The 24225-nt window shown below is 45.8% G+C and carries 16 protein-coding genes; 11 read left to right on the top strand and 5 right to left on the bottom strand.

The genetic code is table 11. The annotated features are described in order from the left end of the window. Positions 1 to 116: 116 nt before the first annotated feature. The 7 genes from V7R88_RS00755 to V7R88_RS00785 all read left to right on the top strand — a co-directional run bounded on the left by V7R88_RS00755 (position 117) and on the right by V7R88_RS00785 (position 9377). Complete coding sequence (locus V7R88_RS00755) at positions 117 to 1370, top strand: extracellular solute-binding protein (RefSeq protein WP_214334751.1); 1254 nt, start codon at positions 117 to 119, stop codon at positions 1368 to 1370. Between the two features lie 109 nt (positions 1371 to 1479). Then, positions 1480 to 2769, top strand: coding sequence for a carbohydrate ABC transporter permease (locus V7R88_RS00760; RefSeq protein ID WP_057717091.1), 1290 nt, complete (start codon positions 1480 to 1482; stop codon positions 2767 to 2769). A gap of 4 nt (positions 2770 to 2773) precedes the next feature. After that, positions 2774 to 3658 carry a sugar ABC transporter permease gene (locus V7R88_RS00765; RefSeq protein WP_003641772.1) on the top strand — a complete coding sequence of 295 codons (885 nt, stop codon included), beginning with the start codon at positions 2774 to 2776 and terminating at the stop codon, positions 3656 to 3658. Between the two features lie 27 nt (positions 3659 to 3685). Next, on the top strand, positions 3686 to 4516 hold the full coding sequence (locus V7R88_RS00770; protein ID WP_063724362.1) for a DUF1189 domain-containing protein: 831 nt from the start codon (positions 3686 to 3688) through the stop codon (positions 4514 to 4516). A gap of 33 nt (positions 4517 to 4549) precedes the next feature. Further along, entirely contained in the window at positions 4550 to 5872 is a 1323-nt protein-coding gene (locus V7R88_RS00775) for an alpha-amylase family glycosyl hydrolase (RefSeq protein WP_057717088.1), read from the top strand. Positions 5873 to 5973: 101 nt separating this feature from the next. Continuing rightward, positions 5974 to 7080 (top strand): ABC transporter ATP-binding protein, encoded by a 1107-nt coding sequence (locus tag V7R88_RS00780; protein WP_057717086.1) that lies wholly within the window; start codon positions 5974 to 5976, stop codon positions 7078 to 7080. 26 nt (positions 7081 to 7106) lie between these two features. Beyond that, positions 7107 to 9377 (top strand): glycoside hydrolase family 65 protein, encoded by a 2271-nt coding sequence (locus V7R88_RS00785; protein WP_054399430.1) that lies wholly within the window; start codon positions 7107 to 7109, stop codon positions 9375 to 9377. A 213-nt stretch (positions 9378 to 9590) separates the two neighbouring features. Here the strand turns inward: V7R88_RS00785 and V7R88_RS00790 are convergent, their stop codons facing one another. Beyond that, positions 9591 to 12437 carry an endo-beta-N-acetylglucosaminidase gene (locus tag V7R88_RS00790; protein ID WP_214334750.1) on the bottom strand — a complete coding sequence of 949 codons (2847 nt, stop codon included), beginning with the start codon at positions 12435 to 12437 and terminating at the stop codon, positions 9591 to 9593. Positions 12438 to 13028: 591 nt separating this feature from the next. Between V7R88_RS00790 and V7R88_RS00795 the strand changes: the two genes are divergently transcribed. Further along, complete coding sequence (locus tag V7R88_RS00795; RefSeq protein ID WP_003641779.1) at positions 13029 to 13301, top strand: SemiSWEET family transporter; 273 nt, start codon at positions 13029 to 13031, stop codon at positions 13299 to 13301. A 76-nt stretch (positions 13302 to 13377) separates the two neighbouring features. Here the strand turns inward: V7R88_RS00795 and V7R88_RS00800 are convergent, their stop codons facing one another. The 3 genes from V7R88_RS00800 to V7R88_RS00810 form a co-directional block, all read right to left on the bottom strand. Beyond that, positions 13378 to 14244 (bottom strand): fructokinase, encoded by an 867-nt coding sequence (locus V7R88_RS00800; RefSeq protein WP_054399426.1) that lies wholly within the window; start codon positions 14242 to 14244, stop codon positions 13378 to 13380. Between the two features lie 79 nt (positions 14245 to 14323). Beyond that, complete coding sequence (locus V7R88_RS00805; RefSeq protein WP_214334748.1) at positions 14324 to 16483, bottom strand: alpha-galactosidase; 2160 nt, start codon at positions 16481 to 16483, stop codon at positions 14324 to 14326. Positions 16484 to 16502: 19 nt separating this feature from the next. After that, positions 16503 to 18458 carry a sucrose-specific PTS transporter subunit IIBC gene (locus V7R88_RS00810; RefSeq protein WP_044428803.1) on the bottom strand — a complete coding sequence of 652 codons (1956 nt, stop codon included), beginning with the start codon at positions 18456 to 18458 and terminating at the stop codon, positions 16503 to 16505. A 255-nt stretch (positions 18459 to 18713) separates the two neighbouring features. Between V7R88_RS00810 and V7R88_RS00815 the strand changes: the two genes are divergently transcribed. From V7R88_RS00815 to V7R88_RS00825, 3 genes are read left to right on the top strand one after another with little or no spacing between them, the layout of a single operon-like run. Then, positions 18714 to 20219 carry a sucrose-6-phosphate hydrolase gene (locus V7R88_RS00815; RefSeq protein WP_063724167.1) on the top strand — a complete coding sequence of 502 codons (1506 nt, stop codon included), beginning with the start codon at positions 18714 to 18716 and terminating at the stop codon, positions 20217 to 20219. Further along, positions 20200 to 21180 (top strand): LacI family DNA-binding transcriptional regulator, encoded by a 981-nt coding sequence (locus V7R88_RS00820; protein ID WP_054399422.1) that lies wholly within the window; start codon positions 20200 to 20202, stop codon positions 21178 to 21180. The genes V7R88_RS00815 and V7R88_RS00820 overlap by 20 nt, the downstream gene beginning before the upstream one ends. 20 nt (positions 21181 to 21200) lie before the next feature. Next, complete coding sequence (locus V7R88_RS00825) at positions 21201 to 22877, top strand: glycoside hydrolase family 13 protein (RefSeq protein WP_114648280.1); 1677 nt, start codon at positions 21201 to 21203, stop codon at positions 22875 to 22877. Positions 22878 to 23050: 173 nt separating this feature from the next. Here V7R88_RS00825 and V7R88_RS00830 read toward each other — a convergent pair whose 3' ends face one another. Next, positions 23051 to 23965, bottom strand: coding sequence for an NADP-dependent oxidoreductase (locus V7R88_RS00830; protein WP_114648281.1), 915 nt, complete (start codon positions 23963 to 23965; stop codon positions 23051 to 23053). Positions 23966 to 24225 lie beyond the last annotated feature (260 nt).

The following is a 24225-nucleotide window of genomic DNA, read 5'->3' on the forward strand; positions in this document are numbered from 1 at the left end:
ATTTTTGGTCTGATTCTGTTAACGTTAACATTACGAAAACGCTTGCGAAAGCGTTTGCACAGATGCATAATAGATTATGGTAAATGAATTAAGATACTTCGCAAGGAGGAAGCACTATGAGTACTTGGAAAAAGTTGGGGATGGGTGTCCTAGCCACTGGTTTAGCACTCACGCTCGTAGGTTGTGGTAATAGTAAATCTTCATCTAGCAGTTCAAAGATGGACAAAACGTTAAAGGTTTCAGCGGATCCTTCATATAAGTCATATATGAAGTCGGTGATTCCAAAGTTTGAAAAGAAGTACAACGTTAAGGTCAAGGTCTCATACAAGGCTATGCTTGATGAAGACGATGCTTTGAAGTTGGATGGTCCTTCCGGTAAGGGTCCTGATGTTTTGATGGCACCATACGACCGGGTTGGCCAAATGGCGTCACAAGGCCAATTGTCAACAGTTAAGTTGGCCAGTGGTCGTTACAACGCAACGGGGAAGAAATCTGTTACTTATAAGAACAAGGTTTATGCAGCGCCTGTAACGATTGAATCTGACGTTCTGTACTACAACAAGAAGTTAATTAAGACTGCACCTAAGAATTTCAAGGAACTTGAAAAGTTAGCTTCCGACAAGAAGTATGCTTACGCTAACGATAAGACTAAGTCAGTTGCCTTCTTGACTCAGTGGACGAACTTCTACAATGCCTTTGGTGTCATCAAAGGTTACGGTGGTTACGTCTTTGCTGATGGCAACACGAACGCTAAGAAGATGGGCTTGAACAATTCTGGCGCCGTTGAAGGTTTAACTTACATGACGAAGTGGTTCACGAAGTACTGGCCAAGTGGGATGCAAAATGTCACTTCTAACGAAAACTTTGTGACCTCACAATTTACGTCTAACAAGACCGCTGCTGTTATTGATGGCCCTTGGATGGCTGCAACTTACAAGAAGTCTAACATCGATTATGGTGTTGCCGTCTTACCTAAGTTGAATAACGGTAAAGATTATCAAGCGTTTGCCGGTGGTAAAGCTTGGGCAATCTCAAACTACTCTAAGCACAAGACTGCTGCACAAGCTTGGTTAGACTTCATCTCTAACAAGACTAACCAAAACAAGCTGTACAAGTCTGCTAGTGAAATTCCAGCAAACACGGCTGCTCGTAAGGAAGCTGCAAGTACTGGTGATGACATGGCCACGGCCGTTTCAAAGCAATACGACAAGGATGTTCCTTTGATCAACTTACCACAAATGTCAGAAGTTTGGACACCAGCACAAACAATGGTTACCAACGCTGCTAGTGGCAAGATGACACCAAAGCAAGCTGCTAATAAAGCACAAAAGACGATCTTAACTAATATCTCACAAAAGTATGATAAGTAATTAAAATTGTAATTTAAGGGGGCTGAAACAAAATTCGTTTTGTCTCAGCCTTTTTAAAAGGAAAAATGCACGACATTTAGAATTTATTTAGGAAAGGGGTGCGGGCGACATGCAAGTAAAAGATGTTAAAAAAGCGCAACGCCTGTCAATTATTCCCGGGCTCGGTCAGCTGTATAACGGCCAGACCATAAAAGGTGTTGGTTTCATCATTATTCTGTTGGCATTTGTTGCTGAGTTCGTCTTCGGCGGTTTCAGCGCATTTGCTAACTTAGTCACATTGGGTTCGGTCTCAATGGAAGACAATTCGTTGTTCATGATGATCTATGGGACGTTACAAATTTTGTTGACGATTGTGTTCGTTGTATTTTATATTGCGAACCTTTACGATGCGAAGCACGTTGCGCAATTAATTAATAATGGTAAAAAGGTTTCCCATACGTTTAAAGAATTAGGTGCAAGCTTAGTGGATGGTGGTTTTGCTTATTTATTAACCACACCAGCCTACTTCTTAATGATTTTCACGATTGTGTTCCCAGTGCTGGTTACACTGCTAATGGCCTTTACGAACTATGACTTTGCGCATATTCCACCGGCTATGCTGTTGGATTGGATCGGATTCAAGAACTTCACCTCAATGTTCTTCTTGAGTAGTTACCGGGCCACCTTCAACGCCGTCTTTGGTTGGACCGTTATTTGGACCGTATGTGCAACCACGTTACAAATTATTATCGGGATTGCCACCGCGGTTATTGCTAACCAAAACTTTATCAAGGGTAAACGCTTCTTCGGAGTGATTTTCTTACTTCCTTGGGCGATCCCAGCGTTTGTTTCTATCATGAGTTTTTCAAATATTTTCAACGATTCGGCTGGTGCGATCAACGTGCAAGTCATTGGCTTATGGAACACCTTAGTTCCATTTGCCCACATTGCGCCGATTCACTGGATGACGGATACGTTCTGGACTAAAGTTGCTATTATTATGATTCAAGGCTGGTTAGGATTCCCATACATCTACGTTATGATTACTGGGATTCTACAAGCGATTCCAGAAGATCTCTACGAAGCCGCAACGCTTGATGGTGCGACGGTGATGCAAAAGTTCAACAAGATTACGTTACCAACGATTTTTGCCATTGCAGCGCCAATCTTTGTGACGCAGTATACGTTTAACTTCAATAACTTCTCGATGATTTATCTGTTTAACCAAGGTGGCCCTGGTGATGTCGGTGCTAACGCTGGTGGGACGGATATCCTAATCTCGTGGATCTACAAGTTAACGACGGGGACGTCACCACAGTACTCATTGGCTGCGGCCGTTACGTTGATTATTTCCGTCTTAGTTATCGGGATCTCATTGATTGTCTTCAAGAAGACCCACGCGTTTGAAATGGGGGACTAGTGTTATGGATAATGCACAAGCAGTGGCACCTAAGAATGCCAATTCAAAGCAAAATAGCGCGCGTCGGCACCGTTTCTGGAAAGAATTCTTTACGTATCTGTATATGGTCATTCTCGGAATTATTATTATCTATCCCGTTTTGATCACATTCATCACGGCGTTTAAGGATGCTAACGTGCAAGCCTTCGTCCTTGATTTTGGTGGTAAGTGGACGTTGGTTAACTTTAAGAACTTATTTACGCAAACCTTGTATGGTAGCTGGTATCTGAATACCATGATTATTTCAGTTTCATGTATGGTCATTCAAGTCATCGTTGTGACGTTAGCCGGCTACGTTTATAGTCGTTACCGCTTTGCGGGTAAGAAATTCAGTTTAACGTTTTTCATCGTGATTCAGATGGTGCCAACCATGGCCGCTTTGACTGCTTACTATGTCTTAGCTAACATGTTGAACGCCTTGGACCACTACTGGTTCTTGACTGCAATTTACATTGGTGGTGGGATTCCACAGAATACTTGGTTGATGAAAGGGTACTTTGACAATGTTCCGTACGATTTGGATGAATCAGCTAAGTTGGATGGTGCTGGTAATTTCAAGATTTTCTGGTCAATTGTCTTACCACTAGTTAAACCGATGATTGCGGTTCAAGCATTATGGGCTTTCATGTCACCAGTTCAAGATTACTTGATGGCGAAGTTCTTATTGACGTCTGAATCACATTACACGGTTGCCGTTGGGCTCCAGACATTCATTAATAACGCGCAAAATCAACAAGTTGTGCTCTTCTCAGCGGGGGCCATCTTAGTCGCGTTACCAATTGCGGCCTTGTTCTTCTACTTACAACGGTTCTTCGTTTCAGGATTGCTCGCTGGTGGCAGCAAGGGTTAATTTAAATATTAGTAGGGGTGAAATTAGATGCAGAGTACGAAAAACAAAACAACCGCCTTTCCGGTCCGGTTTTTTGGTAGCCTCTTCTCACCTCGAAGAATGTTTGCCAACCGAGACCAGTTTAATTGGTTACAGATTATTGTTTTATTTATCTTTTTGACCGCAGTAATGGTCATGCCGATTCCGTTTTACTATAATCACCAAACGAATTTTAATCTGTCACCATTTTTACCACACATTGATAAAATGATGGCCAGTGATCAGATGCAAACGGCAATGAAGTCTGCAAACTACGGTGATCAGCGGTTCAAGGATGTTAAACATCAAGTTATTATCAGAACTAAAGATAATGTTGCCGGCTTTGATCTCACGAACGATGACATGGCAGGACGCAAGAATGTCATTAATTTACATGCTAGTACGTTTCAAGTGAAATCAGTCGGTAGTGAATTTAAAGCCAAGTATGTGCCAGGCCATAATTTAAAGACAAACGCCCATGCGTTTCTGGTTAATTCTTGGTATCAAAGTAATAAAGTGATGATTGGTCTATTTATGCTCATGGCACTTGGATTAATTATCGTGGGGGTCAACCTGATCCTCGTGAATGGGGCGGCGTTCTTCTTGTTCTTGTCGCGACATAATAAGATTACGCATATTCGTAATTTCCGCGAAGGCGTTAACTTAACGTTGATGATGATGGGAATCGGGAGTCTGCTAGCGATGGTGATTGGCTTAATTCACTTTGATGTAACCATCGAATTGACCGTGCAGTCCCTCAGTTTGGCCTTCGTTGTGTTATGGGTATATCTGAAAACAAAATTCAAAGATCCGGAAGTTGACCAAACCATGTTGCTCTAGGTCAATTAGTAAGCATAGAAATGAGGAAGATTAATGGCACGCGATACGCAAACGCAATTACGTAACGAGATGATTTACTCAGTCTTTGTTAGAAACTATTCAGAAGCTGGTAATTTTGCTGGCGTAACTGCTGACTTACAACGAATTAAGGATTTAGGAACCGATATTTTGTGGCTACTGCCAATCAATCCGATTGGTGAGGTTAATCGTAAAGGGACACTTGGTTCGCCATATGCGATCAAAGACTACCGTGGGATTAATCCGGAATACGGGACTTTAGCTGACTTTAAAGCACTCACAGATAAGGCGCATGAATTAGGGATGAAAGTGATGTTAGACATTGTCTATAATCACACTTCGCCTGACTCAGTCTTAGCAACCGAACATCCAGATTGGTTTTATCACGACTCGGATGGTCAGCTGATGAATAAGGTCGGTGACTGGAGTGACGTTAAAGATTTAGACTATGGTCACCATGAGTTGTGGCAGTATCAAATCGACACACTCTTGTATTGGAGTCAATTTGTTGACGGTTACCGTTGTGATGTTGCGCCATTAGTGCCACTTGATTTCTGGCTTGAAGCGCGGAAACAGGTTAACGCGAAGTATCCTGGAACGCTATGGTTAGCGGAGTCGGCCGGCAGTGGCTTTATTGAGGAACTGCGGTCACAAGGCTACACCGGTTTGTCTGACAGTGAGCTTTATCAAGCCTTTGATATGACATACGATTACGACGTTTTCGGTGATTTCAAGGATTATTGGCAAGGGCGCAGTACGGTCGAACGGTATGTTGACTTGTTACAACGCCAAGATGCCACTTTCCCTGGTAATTATGTCAAGATGCGCTTCTTGGAAAATCATGATAACGCACGCATGATGAGCTTGATGCACAGCAAAGCTGAAGCCGTTAATAATTTGACCTGGATCTTCATGCAACGTGGTGTTCCGTTAATCTATAACGGGCAAGAATTTTTGGCCGAACACCAACCGTCATTGTTCGATCGGGACACCATGGTTGCTGATCGTCATGGGGATGTGACGCCACTGATTCAGAAGCTAGTGACTATTAAGCAACTACCATTACTGCGCGCTGCGGACTACCAATTGGCAGTCGTAGAAGATGGAATCGTTAAGATCACTTACCGTGCGGCTGGCGAAGCGTTAACAGCCTGGATTCCGCTAAAAGGTCAGGTCACAACAGTTGCGACTAAGCTAGCAGCAGGTAGCTATCAAAATCTGTTAACGGATGGTCCTACCGAAGTTGTGGATGGCAAGCTGACAGTTGATGGTCAACCAGTATTAATTAAATATGCCACCAATACGGCGGTGACTAAAGTTGCTGACCAGTCCAACTAGCTGATTAACAGCTTTGAATAAGCGATCAAAAAGCAACCGTTTGCGGACGATTGCACGTGTAATAGTAGTTTAGAAGTGAGAAAACAAGGGAGTGGATTTCGATGGTTGAAATGAATCTCGATCACATTTACAAAAAATATGAGGGTAACGATAAATATTCAGTTACCGATATGAATCTTGATATTAAAGATGGTGAGTTCATCTTCTTCATTGGCCCATCTGGTTGTGGTAAGTCAACGACATTACGGATGATTGCTGGCTTGGAAGACATCACTAAGGGTGACTTCAAGATGAATGGTCAGGTCATGAATGACGTGGAACCAAAAAATCGTGATATCGCAATGGTTTTCCAAACTTATGCACTATACCCAAACATGTCAGTCTTTGACAACATGGCCTTTGGATTGAAGATTCGGAAAACTTACAGTAATACTGAAATCAAAAAGCGAGTGGATAACGCTGCTGAGCAACTGGGCTTAACCGATTATCTACAACGGAAACCAGCCAATTTATCTGGTGGTCAACGGCAACGGGTTGCCTTAGGGCGGGCCATCGTTCGGGACGCGGGGACGTTCTTATTGGACGAACCGTTATCTAACTTGGATGCTAAGTTGCGGGTCGACATGCGGACCACGATTGCCCAAATGCATCAACGCTTGAAGACCAACATGATCTATGTCACCCATGATCAAATTGAAGCGATGACGATGGCTGACCGAATCGTCATTATGAATGACGGCAAGATCATGCAAGTTGGGACGCCACATGAATTGTATAACGAACCGGTCAATCAATTTGTGGCTGGCTTCATGGGGTCACCATCAATGAACTTCTTCAATGCCACCTTGCATGATGGCCGTGTGACTGATGGCGAAGGACTTGACGTGGCTGTACCAGAAGGCCAATTAAAAGTCTTAAAGGCCCAGGGCTATGACCAGAAGAAAATGATCGTGGGTATCCGGCCAGAAGATATTCACGCTGAACAAATCGCACTTGAAGCGATGCCTAATTCAATCGTCAAGACGAAGGTTATGGTTTCTGAATTCTTGGGTGCCGAAAGCATGCTTTATTGCACAGCTGGCAAGTCTAAGTTTACCGCTCAAGTGGATGCCCGTGATTATCATAACCCAGGTGAGAATGTGGAAGTTGCATTTGAAATGTCAAAAGCCCACTTCTTTGATTCTGAAACTAAGGATGTTATTCGGTAATTTCGAACGACGGAGGAGCAACAACAATGAAACGTATTTTTGAAGTAGATCCGTGGCACGTCATTAGTCATGAACTCGTACCGACGGATAAGCGACTACAGGAAAGCATGACCAGTATTGGTAACGGCTACATGGGTATGCGGGGAATGTTTGAAGAACATTATTCTAACGATACCCTCAAAGGGATTTATATCGGCGGGGTCTGGTATCCCGATAAGACCCGAGTCGGCTGGTGGAAGAATGGTTATCCCGATTATTTCGGTAAGGTGATCAATTCGGTTAATTTCATCAAAGTTAATATTACGATCGATGGCGATCAGGTTGATTTGGCGAAGGACACGGTCAGTGACTTTACGTTAGATCTTGATATGCATGCGGGGATCTTGCGGCGGTCATTCATTATTACCAAGGGTGAAAAGCGCGTCCAATTCATGATTGATCGGTTCGTCAGTGTGGCACAAAAAGAGTTATTTGATGTGCACTATAGTGTTCACAACTTGAGTGCGGAACCGGTTCAAATAGGGTTTATTTCGCAGATTGATGCGGACGTCTTCAATGAAGATGCGAACTATGACGAGCAGTTCTGGCAAGTGCTAGATAAGAGTCATGCCATCACTGGTGGCAGTATGTTTGCGGAAACGAAGCCGAATAACTTCGGAACACCGCGCTTTACGCTCGGTATGCAGATGCTTCATGAAACGGCTTTTCGGGGGATTAACGTACCAGAAACCGAAAAGGCGGTCACGAATATCTTCCGAGGCACGTTAGCACCGGATGAAACCAAGAACTTTGAAAAACGGGTCCTCGTGGTGACATCACGGGATTACGCGGACATGGCGGCGATGCGGACTGGCTTAGCTGAATTAAGCGAAACGGTTCGCGCACAATCATATGAAGATTTACGGCAGGCCCATGTTGATGGTTGGGCTAAACGCTGGCAATTATCTGACGTGTTAATTGACGGTGACGACGCGGCACAACAAGGCATTCGCTTCAACTTATTCCAGTTATTCTCGACCTACTATGGCGAAGATAAGCGCCTGAACCTGGGGCCAAAAGGCTTTACTGGTGAAAAGTATGGTGGTGCGACGTATTGGGATACCGAAGCGTTCGGTGTACCGTTCTACCTCTCATTGGCGAAACCAGAAGTAACGGAGAATTTACTGGAATACCGGTATAATCAGCTTGCTGGGGCCTTCCATAATGCGAAAATGCAGGGCTTGGCCGGTGCACTGTACCCGATGGTGACCTTCAACGGAATTGAGTGCCATAACGAATGGGAGATTACGTTCGAAGAGATTCATCGGAACGGGTCCATTGCGTATGCCATCTTCAATTACACGCGTTATACCGGTGATGAGACCTACTTGAAGACTAAAGGGATCGACGTTTTAACGGGGATTTCACGTTTTTGGGCTGATCGGGTGCACTTCTCAGAACGGAAGCAACAGTATATGATTCACGGTGTCACTGGTCCTAATGAGTATGAAAACAACGTGAATAACAATTGGTATACGAACTTTATGGCGCGCTGGACGTTAGAATACACGTTAGCGAGTTTGAAGAAAGTCGATGCCGCCAAGCGTGCAGCACTTCAAATCACGGATGCTGAGCTTGCAAAGTGGCAAGATATTGTTGACCGGATGTACTTCCCACATGATGAAGAATTGGGAATCTTCGTTCAACAGGACGGCTTCCTTGATAAGGATGTCAAGCCAGTTTCAAGCATTCCTGCTGATCAACGACCAATCAATCAACACTGGTCATGGGATCATATTCTGCGGTCACCATATATCAAGCAGGCGGATGTCTTGCAAGGAATCTATTACTTCATGGACAAATTCACGGCGGAACAGAAGAAACGTAACTTTGACTTCTATGAACCGCTGACCGTCCACGAATCCAGTCTTTCACCAGCGGTCCACGCGATTCTAGCGGCGGACTTGCACTATGAGGATAAGGCCGTGGAAATGTATGAACGGACAGCCCGTCTTGATCTTGATAATTATAATAATGATACGGTCGACGGCTTGCATATTACGTCGATGACCGGTTCATGGCTCGCAATCGTTCAAGGCTTTGCTGGTATGCGAGTTAAGGATGATACCTTAGCCTTTGCACCGTTTGTACCTAAGGCGTGGACCCATTACCAATTCCACGTTAACTTCCGTGGTCGCTTGATCAAAGTGGATGTCGATCAACAAGGCACGACCGTTGAACTGGTCAGTGGGGAACCACTGACTATCGAACTCAATGGGCAAGCTATCGAGGTCGCTAGCACCGTAACAACTAAGTAAATATGAACGCTTGATTGTGGCCTGGCCGTAACTGACCGCAATCAAGTTTCCACCCTAAGAATGAGCTTAGATTCATTCCAACCTAACTTCTAAATGGGTCCGTATCAGCTGATGCGGGCCTTTTTAGTATATGGACATAAAAAGAGCCCCTCACTAGGAATAGCGATTTCCAAGTGAGGGGCTCGGTTGTTCTATTAAATAGCATCGGGAGGGTTATTTGAGTGTTTGCGTCAATCCTAGCACGTCCATTTCGTAAATCCGAACGGCGGTGTCAGCAACTTGGGTTGGTTTATCAACAACCAACCGGACGTAGCGCGCCGAGGTGGCCGCGAAAGTATTGAGACTAGTGGCCTGTGTGTTATTGTAGGTCCGAGCAACGTCCGTGTAGCGTTTGCCATCAGTGCTGACTTGAATGGTCCAAGCGCGGGTATTCATATCAGCCCCTTCGCCACCAGCTTTAGCGTGTGCTAATTTGACTGCACTCACAGTCGTTTGACGGCCTAAATCCAGCGTCAAGGTATGCGGTGCCTTGCCGGTTGCACACCATTTAGTATCGAGTTTCCCGTCCACCGCCATTTTAGGTGCTTCACTACTGTTCGTGTATCCGGAGGCGCTGGTCTTGGCGTTCTTGGATAGCAAGGTTAAAGTACCTTTGGCTTTCGGTGTAATCGTAATGAGCTTTTTCATTGTAACGTGCCGTTGGCCATCCTTGTTTTTAGCGGTTAATGTGACGTTATAAGTACCGGCTTTACGGTAAGTGACCGTGGGGTTCTTGGCGGTACTGGTCGTCTTCGTGGCACCGTCAAATTCCCATTTATAGCTGGTTGCATTCTTGGATGAGTCGTTTGTAAACTTAATCGTGCTACCGGGAGCTGCCAAGGTCCGGTTAACCGTAAACGCTGCTTTAGGTTTGCGATTGTCCGGCCATTTCAGGGTGACATCAGCGGATGCATCGCCACGTTGGTTCCAGATATCAACTGGAACGACCATCAGCTTGGTTTCGTTGTGTTGTCCATTGCGTTCCAACGCGTTGAGATAGAAATTGGTCGTGTTAGTGGCCCCCAGAAATGAGCGGGAACCGTCATTGTTGACCTGATAAACTTCGTAATGATCCAGCTTGTTTTTAGCGGTGGCTTGCCAACTCAGGTTAACACCAGCATACTTGCCTTCTTCGTCGAACGTCTGATTATCAATTTTGACCCGGTTGACCTTTTCTGGTGCGACTTGCTGCTTACCGGTAATTGCGAGGCGCCCTAATTGAGCGCTGTAGCTAGCATCGGTCTCAGCAGCGCTGATTTTGAGACTAAGGCCCTTGATCGTTTTTTTCGTTAACTTACTAACGTCATAGCTAACGGTCGTCCAGTGCTTGCCGAGTGTCCGGTCACCCGTGATGGTCTTAGTGCGGCCGTCCTTTAAGGTTACTACTAGTTTAGCTGATGATTTACCCGATGCTTTAGCGGTCAAACTAACCCGGGTATTGGCAGTGACGTCTAGGTCCGTGGTATAGAGCTTGATTGTGCTAGCGGTATCCTTACGCATCTTACCGGCTAACTTGATATCATTGCCACCCTCGTAGGCGTCAGTGTAGTCAAAGCTGGCCTTTAACGCATTACCACTGCCGTTAGCAATCAACCAGCGATAGGTCGGGTTGACCGCTTGTAGCGAACGATTGTTCCAATCACGTAGCGAAACGTTTTTCCCTTTAATGAAGTAGTTATAGCCGTTACCTAAGCTGAAATTAGTGACAAAGGGCTGTTTCGTAATGGCACTTTGTTCAACCGCGTATGTTGAGACGCCCGGCCAACGTGTTGAAGTAGTCGACGGAACGCTACGGGACGGATCATTTTGATCATTGACCCACAGTGCGCCCTCCTTGGCCTGAAATTCGTCAACCGTATCAGAAGAAGCGTGGGTCCAGTCCGGCGCGTACAACCCTAGCGACGTGTACGGCACATGCTGCTTATTAGCGAATAGACCCCAACGAACGGGGGTAGCGGTCCCGTCAGCTTGAACATCGATTCCCGCAAAGAGGTTGTAAGGACTAATCCCAAGCTTTTCGGCGCGTTCGTGTGACTTTTTGAGTAATTCTTGACTGGCTAGGCGCTTCTTCGTCCACCAGAAGTTAAGAAACATCGAGTCAGCAACTGGTTTCATATTGGCATCGACTAGATAGGACTGGTTTTCTTTGGTCAACGCGTTTTGCCAATCCATTTTGCCATCCTTTGTCATCGAGTCATACCACATCAGGTCTAGCTTGGAGCCCGCTTTTTGTTTGTATTCTTTGATTAACTGTTGCATTAGTTGGGCGTGCTTTTTACTCAGCCCATTACTAGTTGAGCTGGTTGTGGTCTTTCCGGTTGAAGCTGAATCAAAACTTTTAACTTCGGGATCGGTCTCTTGGTTGATGAACCAGCCGTCAAACCCGTAAGCCTTAGCAACCGCGACTAGTTTATCGGCCATCGGAAAATGCCCGTCAGCGTCTTGTTTTAAGAAGTCATTGAGCCATTTTAACTTACCACCACTAACTACTTGCGGAAAGAAAACGGTTCCAAGAACGGGCACGCCGTTTTTATGAGCAGCATCGATGACGTCTGCGGTCGGTGGCACAATCAAACCTTCGCCTGCCGAACCGCCCCAGTAGACGAGTTGGTCAATATACTGCCAGTTGGAGAAGACATTCGCATCGAACGTATTAATCCCGCGAGGTGCGTTGCCACTAGTTGAACTATTCATAATGGATAACGCGACGACCTTCATCTTGGGGTCCTGAGTCTTGTTAACCGTCGGCAGTTGCCATTTATCGATCCGTTTGGCTAGTGGAACCGAGGCGGTGTTGTATTTGGCTACTTTATCCTTGCTCAACTGCCATTTCAGCAGTTGTTTTGGAAACCAGTACGGCGCTTCGGGCTGATTCTCCATCCCCTTATCAAGGGTGGCCTCAGCCGTTTGACGGTAACTGATCTGCTGATTAGCTGACTGCTTCGAACAAGCTACCAAACCTACAGCAGTCGTCATCAAAGCTAGTGTGCCAACAATGTAGCGATATTGTCCATGTCTCATAGCGATATCCTCCTGTGAATTAAGCAAAATCGACATATCCGCGTTATGTGAGCGATGATTGCATGAATCGTAATTAAGACGTGGGCTTCGACTTAAACCTTTGACCACCGCGTTCTGGCAATTGGCAGAAATGCCTAAAGGTAGGTGGAGGGCGAACGAGCTAAGCCGGTTTACGCTAAGCCGAACGCTTTCCAGCGGGCCCAAGCTGACTGCTTTTGACGTTAATTATTTTGCCTACTTTAATCATGATTCATAACAAATTAACTAGCACAACACGTGAAATACAAAAATTTATATATTGCTGGTATGTATGATATCGGTTTCAGTGACAGATGAGTATAGATAAAATAAAGGAATTTTTCCACAAATTAAACTAATTGATAGGGTCAATCAATTTCAATGTAAGGGGGAATACTGGGTTTCAACTTGCGCGTAATGTGCGAATAGGCGGGGATTTTTGCGGACCGATACAATTTAGCGAATACGAATTTTTGCGTGATGAATGGCATGTAGTATAATAACTAGCTAGGAAGGTGATTATTTATTAAGTATAAAGTTGATAATGGTGAATATCCTAGTGGTAAGGACGCTGTGGATCCTAAGCGAGTTAAATATCTGAAACTGATTAGTAAGTTAGCGACATTTACGTGTATTGCGATGTACGTGTCGTATATTCCACAAATCATTTCGAATTTCTCAGGTGATCCAGTGTCGCCGCTACAACCGCTCGTGGCAATGATTAACGGGATATTATGGACTGGTTATGGCTGGTTCAAGACCTATAAGGATTGGCCCGTGATTATTTCAAATGTCCCCGGAGTGATTTTTGGCTTCATCACTGTTTTAACCGTATATATTCATTAACCGAATGACAAACTGACTGTAAACTAAAAGTCCGCCGATACGTTTAATGCGTATCGACGGACTTTTTTGCAAGGTATTAAGCGTTCTTTAAAGCAGCCTGAGCTAACAATAGGCCACCGGCAATACCAGAATTGTTGCCCAATCCAGCAGGGACGATGTAGTCATCCAGCGGTGGGACTTCTTCGTAGCCATTTAGATAGGCGGCAAACTTTTCACGAATCATGGGGAAGAGTTGCCGTTGATTCATAACACCACCATTAAGAATGATCTTGTCCGGTGCGAAGGCGACGGTGAGGTTGACACATGCCTGTGCGATGTAGTCAGCGATGATTGGCCAGACCGGATCGTCGACGGGAATATCTTTCCCAGCTTTCCCCGTTCGTTTTCCAACTGCTGGCCCAGCAGCTAAACCTTCTAAACAGATGTCATGGTAGGGGCAGCTGGATTTGAAATCATCCCCGGGTAACCGGTTGAGTCGCATGTGACCAAGCTCAGTATGAGTGCGACCATTAAAAATGTGGTTCTGACTAATGACGCCAGCGCCAACACCGGTACCAATCGTCATGTAGATGCTGTTAGGGACGTCCTTAGCGATTCCAATCATTGATTCGCCATAAGCGGCTTCGTTAACATCAGTGGTCCAGTAGAGTGGGATGTTGAAGCGACTTTTAAGATGGCCTAAAAAATCGAAGTCACCCCAGCCGGGTTTGGGAGTCGTGGTAATGTAACCATATTTCGGATCATCGGGATTAACGCCGATGGGGCCAAATGAACCGATACCAATCGCGTCAACGGGATGAGTCGTAAAATAGTCGTCTACCGCAGTCATGGTTTCAGCGGGGGTTGTCGTGGGGATCGAAATTCGGTCGCTAACTTGCCCGTTTTCAGCGCCCGTGGCACAAACAAATTTTGTACCACCAGCTTCAATTGCACCTAAAAGCATAGTGTGCCTCCTGTAGTTAAAAATGTAGTCTTATTTATTAATAGTATACTCTTAATTAGAAATTTTGTTAACGATTACATTAACTTTGACGTAAATAAATTAGCTGACTAGTGAAATCAGCGTTGGTGGGTTTAAGTGGAATTCCCATCGTGTTTAACTGATGCCCCGTATAGCGATTACCTGATGAATCGCTATAAGTTAATTCAGCATCGAGATAGTGTAATGGTAATGGGTGCTGAGTTTTGACAGCAGAATTAAGCCCATTTAAGTAACAGCAAATTGCCTGCTTTTTATCTGCCGTTACTAACAACCACGCAACAACGTGTCTTGTTGTCGGTAGACGATAAAAGTGGGCCTTGATAAAAGTAGACTTCAGTTGCTGATATTTAATCAAGGCTCCTCGAAGAAGTTGCTGTTCACTAGGAGCAAGTTGTTTAGGATTAAGTTCCAATCCTAGTTGCCCGATGCAGGCTAATTGTAATCGAGTTTCAAATGGTGTTATTCGGCCATTTTGCGCATTGGGTGATGCGGTTATATGGTTGCTGAATATCCGTGGTGGAAATAGATAACTAAATCCGTTCTCGATGGTTGCTCGGTCGACTGGATCAGTCAAATCGCTTATCCACGTCTGATTGGTGTATGGTAGCATACCAAAATCAAACCGGCCACCACCAGCTGAACAATTTTCGATAATCAGCTTGGGGCAGGCACGCTTTAAGCGTGTGAGAATATCATAAAGTCCACAGACGTAGCGATAATACAGTTCCCCCTGTTGTGCAGCCGGTAAGTGTGTGCTGCCAACCTGTGTAAGATGGCGATTCATATCCCATTTAAAATAATCGAGTTGGTTATTTTGAACCAAGTTCGTCAGAGTAGTGACTAAGTGGTCACGGACAGCAGCCTGCGAAAGATCTAAGACTAGCTGGTGGCGAGCTGTGATGGGTGTCCGATCAACATATTGTAATACCCAGTCAGGATGTTGTTGGTAGAGCTGGCTGTTAGTGGTGATCATTTCTGGTTCCACCCAGAGACCGAATTTCATTCGATGATGATGGGCTTGTTGGGCAAGGGGTTTCAGACCATTAGGAAACTTAATGGGGTCAACATACCAGTCACCTAATTGTCCATTTTCACCGTTACGGTTGACAAACCAGCCGTCGTCTAAGACAAGCATTTGTAAGCCTAACTGGTGGGCGTGTTCGATTAAGTGTTGAACTTTAGACTCCGAAACGGCAAATGTCAGTGTTTCCCAAGTGTTAAGCACACTTGGAATGTTAGTCTGGGAGGGCATCAGCTGATAGCTAAAGTCGTGAAATACTTGTGACATGCCGTTAAAACCAGTATTTGTCCAAGTTAGCACGGCTTCAGGAGTCTGAAAACTGCTATTTGGTTTGAGCTGCCATTCGAATGTATCGGGTTCAAGACCGATTGTTAGGCGGCTATGTTGATATTGGTCAACTTCGACAGTACTGTCGAAGTTACCACTCCATGCTAGTGCACAACCAATAACAGTCCCAGCTAATTCTGTCGTGTTAGGTTCTGCTAGAGCCATGAACGGTTGGTGTTGTGGTCCACTAGTGCCGCGCAGACTGCGAACCGTTTGTAACCCTGGGTGTAAACGGTTAAACGATGGATTAGCTTCATGTGCATGGGTACCGCTTAATGTCAGCGCAGTATATTGGTCAGTTGGTAGATCTAGTTGAGCGCTGGATAGGTCTGTTACTTGCAAATTAGTAGTGCCGTGATGGCGCAGAGTTGTGCTTCGCAAGATAAGCGGCTGATTTTCAAAAATAGTGTAGTTAAGATCCATCTGTAACTTGGTCACTGAATCGGCCAAATGAATGACTAGGGTTGTTACAGGCGTGTGTTTGCTAACGGTGGGTGGCAATTGGCGCGAGTTGATTGGCTGATCATTCACAGAAAAACCAGTATATTCTAAAATTGGCAGTAATTGATTGTTAGCATCCTTAATAACGTAAGCTGGCTGGCGATAGTCACCACTGCCAATAGTGGAATATTCGAGTGGCAGTGAAGTCACGGAATATGGAAAGCGTTCTGTTGGGTCATTAGCAAAAGCATGGCTACCGGATGGCATCGGCTCAAAGTACGGTTGTTTTGAAAAGTAACGTCCAAAATATCGATGCACTGGGTAACGATGAGCTAAAATTTGAATAACATAGCTAATTTGGTCATTATGAAGATTGATTAAGCCGGTTTTGGGGTCATATTCAACAGGCATGACGTCCTCCTAATAAAGTTTAGACAGTTGTAGCAGCAACTGAGCTAGCTGCCGGTTCAGTCAACGCAACGAGCTGTTCACCAGCTTGGACATTCGTGACTTTGAGTCGTTCAACATTAGCGTAATTGGCCGTATTTGTGACGACTAGCATGACGGTTGGATCATAGTTAGCGGCTTTTAAGGCAGCGACGTCAAACGTTCCGAGTAGATCACCTTGATGAACGGTATCGCCCTTCTGAACGTTAGTAGTGAAGTGTTCACCATTTAAATTGACCGTATCTAATCCTAAGTGAATCAGAATTTCGGCACCAGCAGTTGTTTTGATGCCATAAGCATGATGGCTATCATAAGTGACAGTGATGACACCGTCAGCTGGTGCGACGACCTGATCAGCGCTTGGCACGATTGCGGCGCCTTTACCCATGATTTCGGCTGAAAAAACTTGGTCGTTAACTTGTTTGAGACTTTCGCTAGTCCCCGTTACTGGTGCACTGATAATCTCATCATTAACATTGATGACGGTACTCGTTGGTGCTGGTGATTTTACTTGATCACGATCGTCACCGAGTGTTCGTTTGGCATAGATAAAAGTTGGAATAAATGCGACGACGAACGAGATGACAGCACTGAGCATGAATGCTGGAATCGACTTTGAAGCAATCGAAATGAACCCGATGACTGATGCGGGACCCATCGCCACGGACAGAACGTGGAATAGTCCTAAGAAAGCTGAAGCAATTCCTGAGGCAATCGCTGCAAAGACAAATGGAAATTTCATCTTGAGGTTGACCCCGAAAATAGCAGGTTCCGTAATTCCGAGTAACGCTGAGACCCCGGCTGAAGAAGTCAGGGCTTTTTGCTTTTGGCTCTTAGTGGCAAAGAAAATAGCTAAAGTGGCGGCACCTTGCCCAATGTTGGCCATCGAGGCGACTGGGAAGATAAAAGAACCTCCCGTTTTGGCGACGTTAGCCAATAACTGGGTTTCAATAGCCGGGAAGGTTTGGTGGAGCCCAGTAATGACAATGGCCGAGTAGAGAAGGCCAAAGATACCCATGCCAATCCAACCAGTCGTGTTATATAAGCCTACTAAACCGTTAGTTAATGCGTCGCTCACCGTTCGTAAGACAGGACCGACGATTGTGAAAGTTAGAAAGCCAGTGATGACAATTGCAAACATTGGCGTGAACGTAAAGTCAAATGCACCCTTGATATGTTTGTGGAAGAACTTCTCCAAAGTAGCCAAAATATAAGCAACGGCCAAAACAGGGAGCACTTGGCCTTGATAGCCTGCTTGTGCAACGTGTAAACCAAAGACGTTCCAGTAAACCATCTTGCCGGCAGCCATGGTCGTTGCAACGCTATAGCCGTTAACTAGTGATGGTAAGACCATGATCATGCCCATCGTAGCACCCAGATAGGGGTTGCCGCCGAAGCGCTTCGTTGCTGAAAATCCTAAGAGGATTGGCAAGAAAGTAAACGGCGCACTAGCCATCGCGTTAATCATTTCGGCGATACCTTTGAGGCCAGGGTAAACTTCAACAACTGACTTCGCCATAAAAAGATGCTCGGCAGTCAAAACGTTGTTTAGTGCCATTAATAGACCCCCAGCAACTAGTGCAGGGACGATTGGAATAAAAATATCAGATAAGACTTTGAGGAAGTCCATTAATGGATTTTTCTTTTGACCCGCAGCGGCAACTGCCTTGATGTCATCGGGGGTCGCTTCTTTAAGACCTGTTTTGGCGATTAAGGCGTCATAGACTTTATCGACATCGCCAGGGCCAATAATGATTTGGTATTGGCCGTTAGTTTCGAAGGTCCCCTTAACGTCCGCGTCGTCATCTAAGGCTTGTTGATCAATCTTGGATTCATCCTTGATGACCAAACGGAGGCGTGTCGCACAGTGGGCGGCGGCTTGAATGTTGTTTTTACCAATTGCATTAAGTACGCGGTCGGCAACTTCTTGATGATTCATAATAATTCACTCCCTGAGTCTAAAATTATTTTTAATTTAATAATGCAAGCGCTTTACAGACCCAATAATAACAAGTTTGGAAAATATGTCAAGCGTTTGATACAAAATTGGATTGCTTGATAATCTTGTTAAAAAGTCGAATTTGAAACGCTAACATGAAAATATAATATAAAAATGTCAAACGATTGACATATCGGTGTAAGCGGTTTTATAATGGTGACAATTAAGTCGAACGTTAAAAAGGAGCTCATCGTCATGATATGGAATCGTAAAACCCGTTATACCCCTTATGAACAGTGGCCAGCAACTAAGCTACCACAGCTCGTTGCCCAGGCACGCCAGTCTAAGTGGCGGATGCAACATCATATTCAGCCTACATCAGGTTTGTTAAATGACCCCAATGGCTTTTCATACTTTGATGGTCAGTGGCACCTGTTCTACCAAGTCTTTCCGTTCGGTCCGGTACACGGACTGAAGTCATGGCAACACGTGACCTCTAAGAACTTGGTGGATTGGCATGATGAGGGCTTAGCGATTCGACCAGATACGCCGTACGACTCACACGGCGCGTACACGGGTACAGCACTACCAATTGATGATCAGTTATTTATTATGTATACGGGTAATGTCCGTACTGCCGACTGGCAACGTGAATCGTATCAATTAGGTGCCTGGATGGACACGGATAATCACATTAAAAAGCTGTCCCGGCCACTAATTGCGCATGCTCCGGCTGGGTACACGAGTTCGTTTCGTGATCCGGACTTGATCCGGACTGACCACGGCTACTACGCGCTAATCGGTGCGCAGACGACTACTGAGATCGGTGCTATCTTGGTTTATTTCTCAAAGGATCTGACCACCTGGACGTGTCAAGGCGAGTTGAACGTTCCCGCAAATGCGCGGGGTTATATGATTGAGTGTCCAAATCTGGTCTGGATCGATCAACAGCCCGTCTTATTGTTCTGTCCCCAAGGGTTATCACAAACAACGACCCCGTATCAGAATATTTATCCGAACATGTACCTAGTTGCCGATCAATTGGATCTGGCTCAGGCACAATTCACTGAACCCCACGCCCTGACGCAATTAGATGATGGCTTTGATGTGTACGCCACGCAGGCAATCAATGCGCCGGATGGCCGCGCGTTAGCCGTTAGCTGGATTGGTTTACCTGAAATTGCCTATCCAACTGATCGTGAAAATTGGGCCCATTGTTTGAGCTTAGTTAAGGAACTAACGCTTAAAGATGGGCACCTCTATCAAAATCCAGTGGCGGCGGTGGCTGACTTGCGAACGACGGGACACGACCTAGTCTTTGAGCAACAACGGGCGGCGGTGACGGACTTGAACGGCAGTTTTGAACTTCTATTGACGGTTCCTGCTGATAAAGTGGTCACGGTTAACATCGCTGATCAGCAGGAGAGCGGTCAGTTGCAAGTGACGGTTGATGCCAACCAGGGCCACGTCCTGATTGATCGGCAGCATACGGGGAATCCGTTTGCCGAAGATTATGGTCAGACTCGTCAAGTTGAGTTAACGGCCCATAAGACGATAAAAATCCGGCTAATCATAGATGTGTCAGTCTTTGAATGCTATATTGATAATGGCTATTCCGTGATGACCGGTCGTTTCTTCTTAAACGCTACCCCGAGTCGCCTTAACGTTCAGGGCGACCCTACGGCAGTTACCGGTAAAGTCTGGGAATGGCGCCAATCAGAGCATACTGGAGTCGATAACAATGAAACCAAAATTAAATGATGTTGCGAAGCTAGCGGGGGTCTCAGCGACGACCGTTTCTCGGGTCATTAATAACCATGGCTACCTGAGTAGTCAGACTAAAGAAAAAGTTTTCGCGGCGATGCGCGAACTGCATTATCAGCCGAATAACATGGCACGCTCACTGCAAGGAAAGAATACGCGTTTAATTGGCGTCATTTTTTCAGACATTAGTAATCCGTTCTTCGGTGAACTGGTGTCCCGGATTGAAAAAATCCTGTTTGCTAAAAATTACAAGGTGATTTTATGTAATAGTGCGGATAATCCGCAAAAAGAACGCGACTACTTACAAATGTTGATGGCTAACCAGGTCGATGGGATTATTGCGGGTGCCCACAACTTAGGTATTGAAGAATATCAACAATACGGCTTGCCGATTATTTCGTTTGACCGGTACTTATCTGACAATATCCCCATCGTTAGTTCGGATAATTACCAGGGGGGCTGGCTAGCAACCCAGACATTGCATCAGGCGGGGGCGACTAACGTGGCTATTTTTACTGGTAAGTCACACGCTGGTTCGCCAACGAATGGGCGTCGCGAAGGCTATGAAGCCTACTTAACATCCCAACAGCTCACCCCGCATGTCCATGAATTACCGTTTGAATTGACCCCCGCACTGAAGATGATGGAAATTAAGACGATTATGGCACAGCATCAGTATGATGGTATTTTTTGTAGTGATGATTTGACCGCTTTACTAGTGCTCAACGTCGCGCGGCAACTGTCGTTAGCGGTTCCTGATCAATTACGCGTTGTTGGTTATGATGGTACCGCACTCATGCGTGATTATCATTCTGAATTAACAACGGTAGAACAACCGTTAGCGGATATTAGCACGTTGCTGGTTTCACTACTATTACAGCGGATTGAGGATGCGAATTGTACACTGGAATCAAAATATACGTTACCAGTTAAGCTCAGCAAGGGCATTACCGCGTAACTAAGGAGTTAATCATAATTATGGCAGCAACAATCAAGTGGTGGCAACAAGCCGTTGTCTATCAGGTCTATCCACGGAGCTTTCAAGATACCAATCATGATGGTATTGGTGACTTAAAGGGGATCACGGCCCACCTAGACTACTTAAAGCAATTAGGAATCGACGTCATTTGGCTCAATCCCATTTATCGTTCACCCAACGATGATAATGGTTATGATATTAGTGATTATCAACAAATTGCGGCCGACTTTGGCACTATGGCTGATTTTGATGAACTATTGCAAGCCGCCCATGACCGGGGTTTAAAGATCATCATGGACTTGGTTGTTAACCATACTTCTGATGAGCATCCGTGGTTCAAACACAGTCGCCAGGACCGTACCAATCAATATCGTGATTTCTACTTTTGGCGCTCAGGTAACGGTAAAAAGGCGCCCAATAATTGGGATGCGGCTTTTGGTGGTTCAGCATGGCAATATGATGCGCAGACCCAGCAGTATTATTTACACACGTTTTCAACAAAACAGCCGGATTTAAACTGGGAGAATCCGACCTTACGCAAGGCAGTTTATACGATGATGACCTGGTGGCTGAATAAGGGCGTTGACGGTTTTCGAATGGACGTCATCAACCAGATTTCGAAGTTGCCCGGGTTACCGGATGGGCCGCTGAAACCACACAGTCAATTTGGTGATGCCCGGGTAACGAACGGACCGCGCGTTCATGAATTCTTGCAAGAAATGAACCGAGAAGTGTTGTCAAAGTTTGACATCATGACGGTCGGTGAGACCCACGGGGTGACACCGGCGGATGCGCTGAAGTATGCGGGTGCTGACCAACACGAATTAGATACGGTCTTTGAATTTCAACATCTGCGACTTGATAATAGTCAGCACGGACTTGGTAAGTGGAGTACGCGGAAGCCCCCGTTAGTGGCGCTAAAGAAAGTCATTAGTGACTGGCAAGTCGGACTTGAAGGGCGGGCTTGGAACAGCCTGTTTTGGAACAATCATGATACGCCACGAGCGGTCTCACGCTTTGGTGATGACCGACCAGCATATCGGGTACGTTCGGCTAAAATGCTGGCAACGTGTTTACACCTCTTACAGGGGACCCCGTACATTTATCAAGGTGAGGAACTGGGGATGACTGACGCTCATTTTACTGAACTAGCCAGTTACCGAGATATTGAATCGCTCAATGCCTATCGTGATTTAGTGACTGAGCGCCAGCTGCTATCACCGGCAGATATGCTGGCCCGATTAGCGGCGCGTTCTCGGGACAACTCGCGAACACCGATGCAGTGGGATACGGAGACTAACGCGGGCTTTAGTGATGCGACGCCATGGCTCACGGTCAATCCCAACTATCGTCAAATCAATGCAGCCGCCGCTTTGGCCGATTCGGATTCAGTGTGGTACTATTACCAGCACTTGATTCAATTACGACATCAATACCCCTTAGTGACGTTAGGGTCGTTTGAGCTCTTGTGGGCCGATGATCCGCAGGTGTTCTTATATGAACGGCAATGGGAGGGTCAGACCTGGCTAGTTTGTTGTAATTTCACAGCTGAGACACTGGCGCGACCACTGGATCAATATCTGACGCCCACGGCCAAATGCTTGATTAGTAATTATGGCGACCAGCAGCTAAATAAATTACGGCCTTACGAGGCTTGGGTCTACCAACTCGCATAGGTGTCCGAAACTTGGCGAATTGAGGTGGCGTTTGAAATGCCCAAGCGTTACGATCAGTGCTAACCTGCTAACATTAGCGTGAATTGGGTTGCTTGAAATTCGCGATAGCTCCAGCAAGCGGCCGGCCAACTAAAAAACTGCTTTCAAAAGGATGACTTTTGAAAGCAGTTTTTTTAGCGCGCGACGACCACTTGACCCACGTGGGGTTCATCTAGTCGTTGGTGACCTTGGATGAAGCCCGTGAGGTTAAACGGGAGTCGTTCATCGATCGTCGTGGTCAATTGGCCAGTATCTAGCAACTTGAATAGTAATTGTAAGGCGGCCTGATCAGAAATCACTTCGGTCGGTTGGATTGCTTGGAAACGAATTGATTTACTAGTGGCTGGCAAGTGGCGGGCGAATGACGCGATGGTCGCATCAAATTTGGCCATTGCTAAGTCATCTTTACCGCCAACACCATCGATAGCGACATTGATCACGACGTCACCGCGGTCAGCTAACACGTGGACGGGGTCTTGATGCTGATAGTCGACAAATTGGTCGACTCCCAGTGTCGCAATCAGGTTTGCATAACGGCCACTGGCAATCGCAATGACGCGGGCGCCTAATCGTTTGGCCAACTGAATAATTAACAAGCCGACTGGGCTGCCAGCGCCTTTAACGATCACCGTTTGGTCGGCCTGGATGTCTGCAAAGTAGCGCACCGTTTTGTAGGCAATAATCCCCGGCGTGACTAAGCTGACGGCGGTGACCGGGTCAAGGCCGGTTGGAATGGTCACTGCTAGATCGCTGTCTAAACAAACCTGGTCCGCGTAAGTATGGTTCGTGTGGGCGGCTACCACTGTCCCGACGTCAAAGTCAGTGACAGCAGCGCCAACTTGACTGATCTGCCCAATGACATCATGTCCGGGAATATGCGGTAAGGCAACGCTTTGAATGGTGCCCAGCCGTTCTAAGCGGTCCTCCTCGGTTAGGTTGACGGCCAAAGTCTTGATTAATAATTGATTATCTGCTGGAATCAGCTGTGATTGTGGTAGTTCTTCAAATACGGTAGGTCCCCCAAATTTTTGATACCCGTATGCAAGCATTGTAATCCCCCTCCTCGTGTCTAAGTTCGTGAGTTGATGCGGCATCCTAATGTGACTTATTAACCAATAAATCATGCGGTATCAATTTACGAATGGTTAGACTGATCCAAAAACATGCTCTTGTCTAATTGTAGCGAGTAGTGCGGGCGAATCACAAGCGGGAACAATTATATTCCGGGATTGGTTCGGTCACCGATTAAATTAAAGGCGGTATTTAAAATCCAGTGACTTCACTTTTTACTTTAAGTCGCGGGACTCAG

The organism is Lactiplantibacillus argentoratensis (assembly GCF_037290055.1).
GTDB classification, from domain to species: Bacteria; Bacillota; Bacilli; order Lactobacillales; family Lactobacillaceae; genus Lactiplantibacillus; species Lactiplantibacillus plantarum.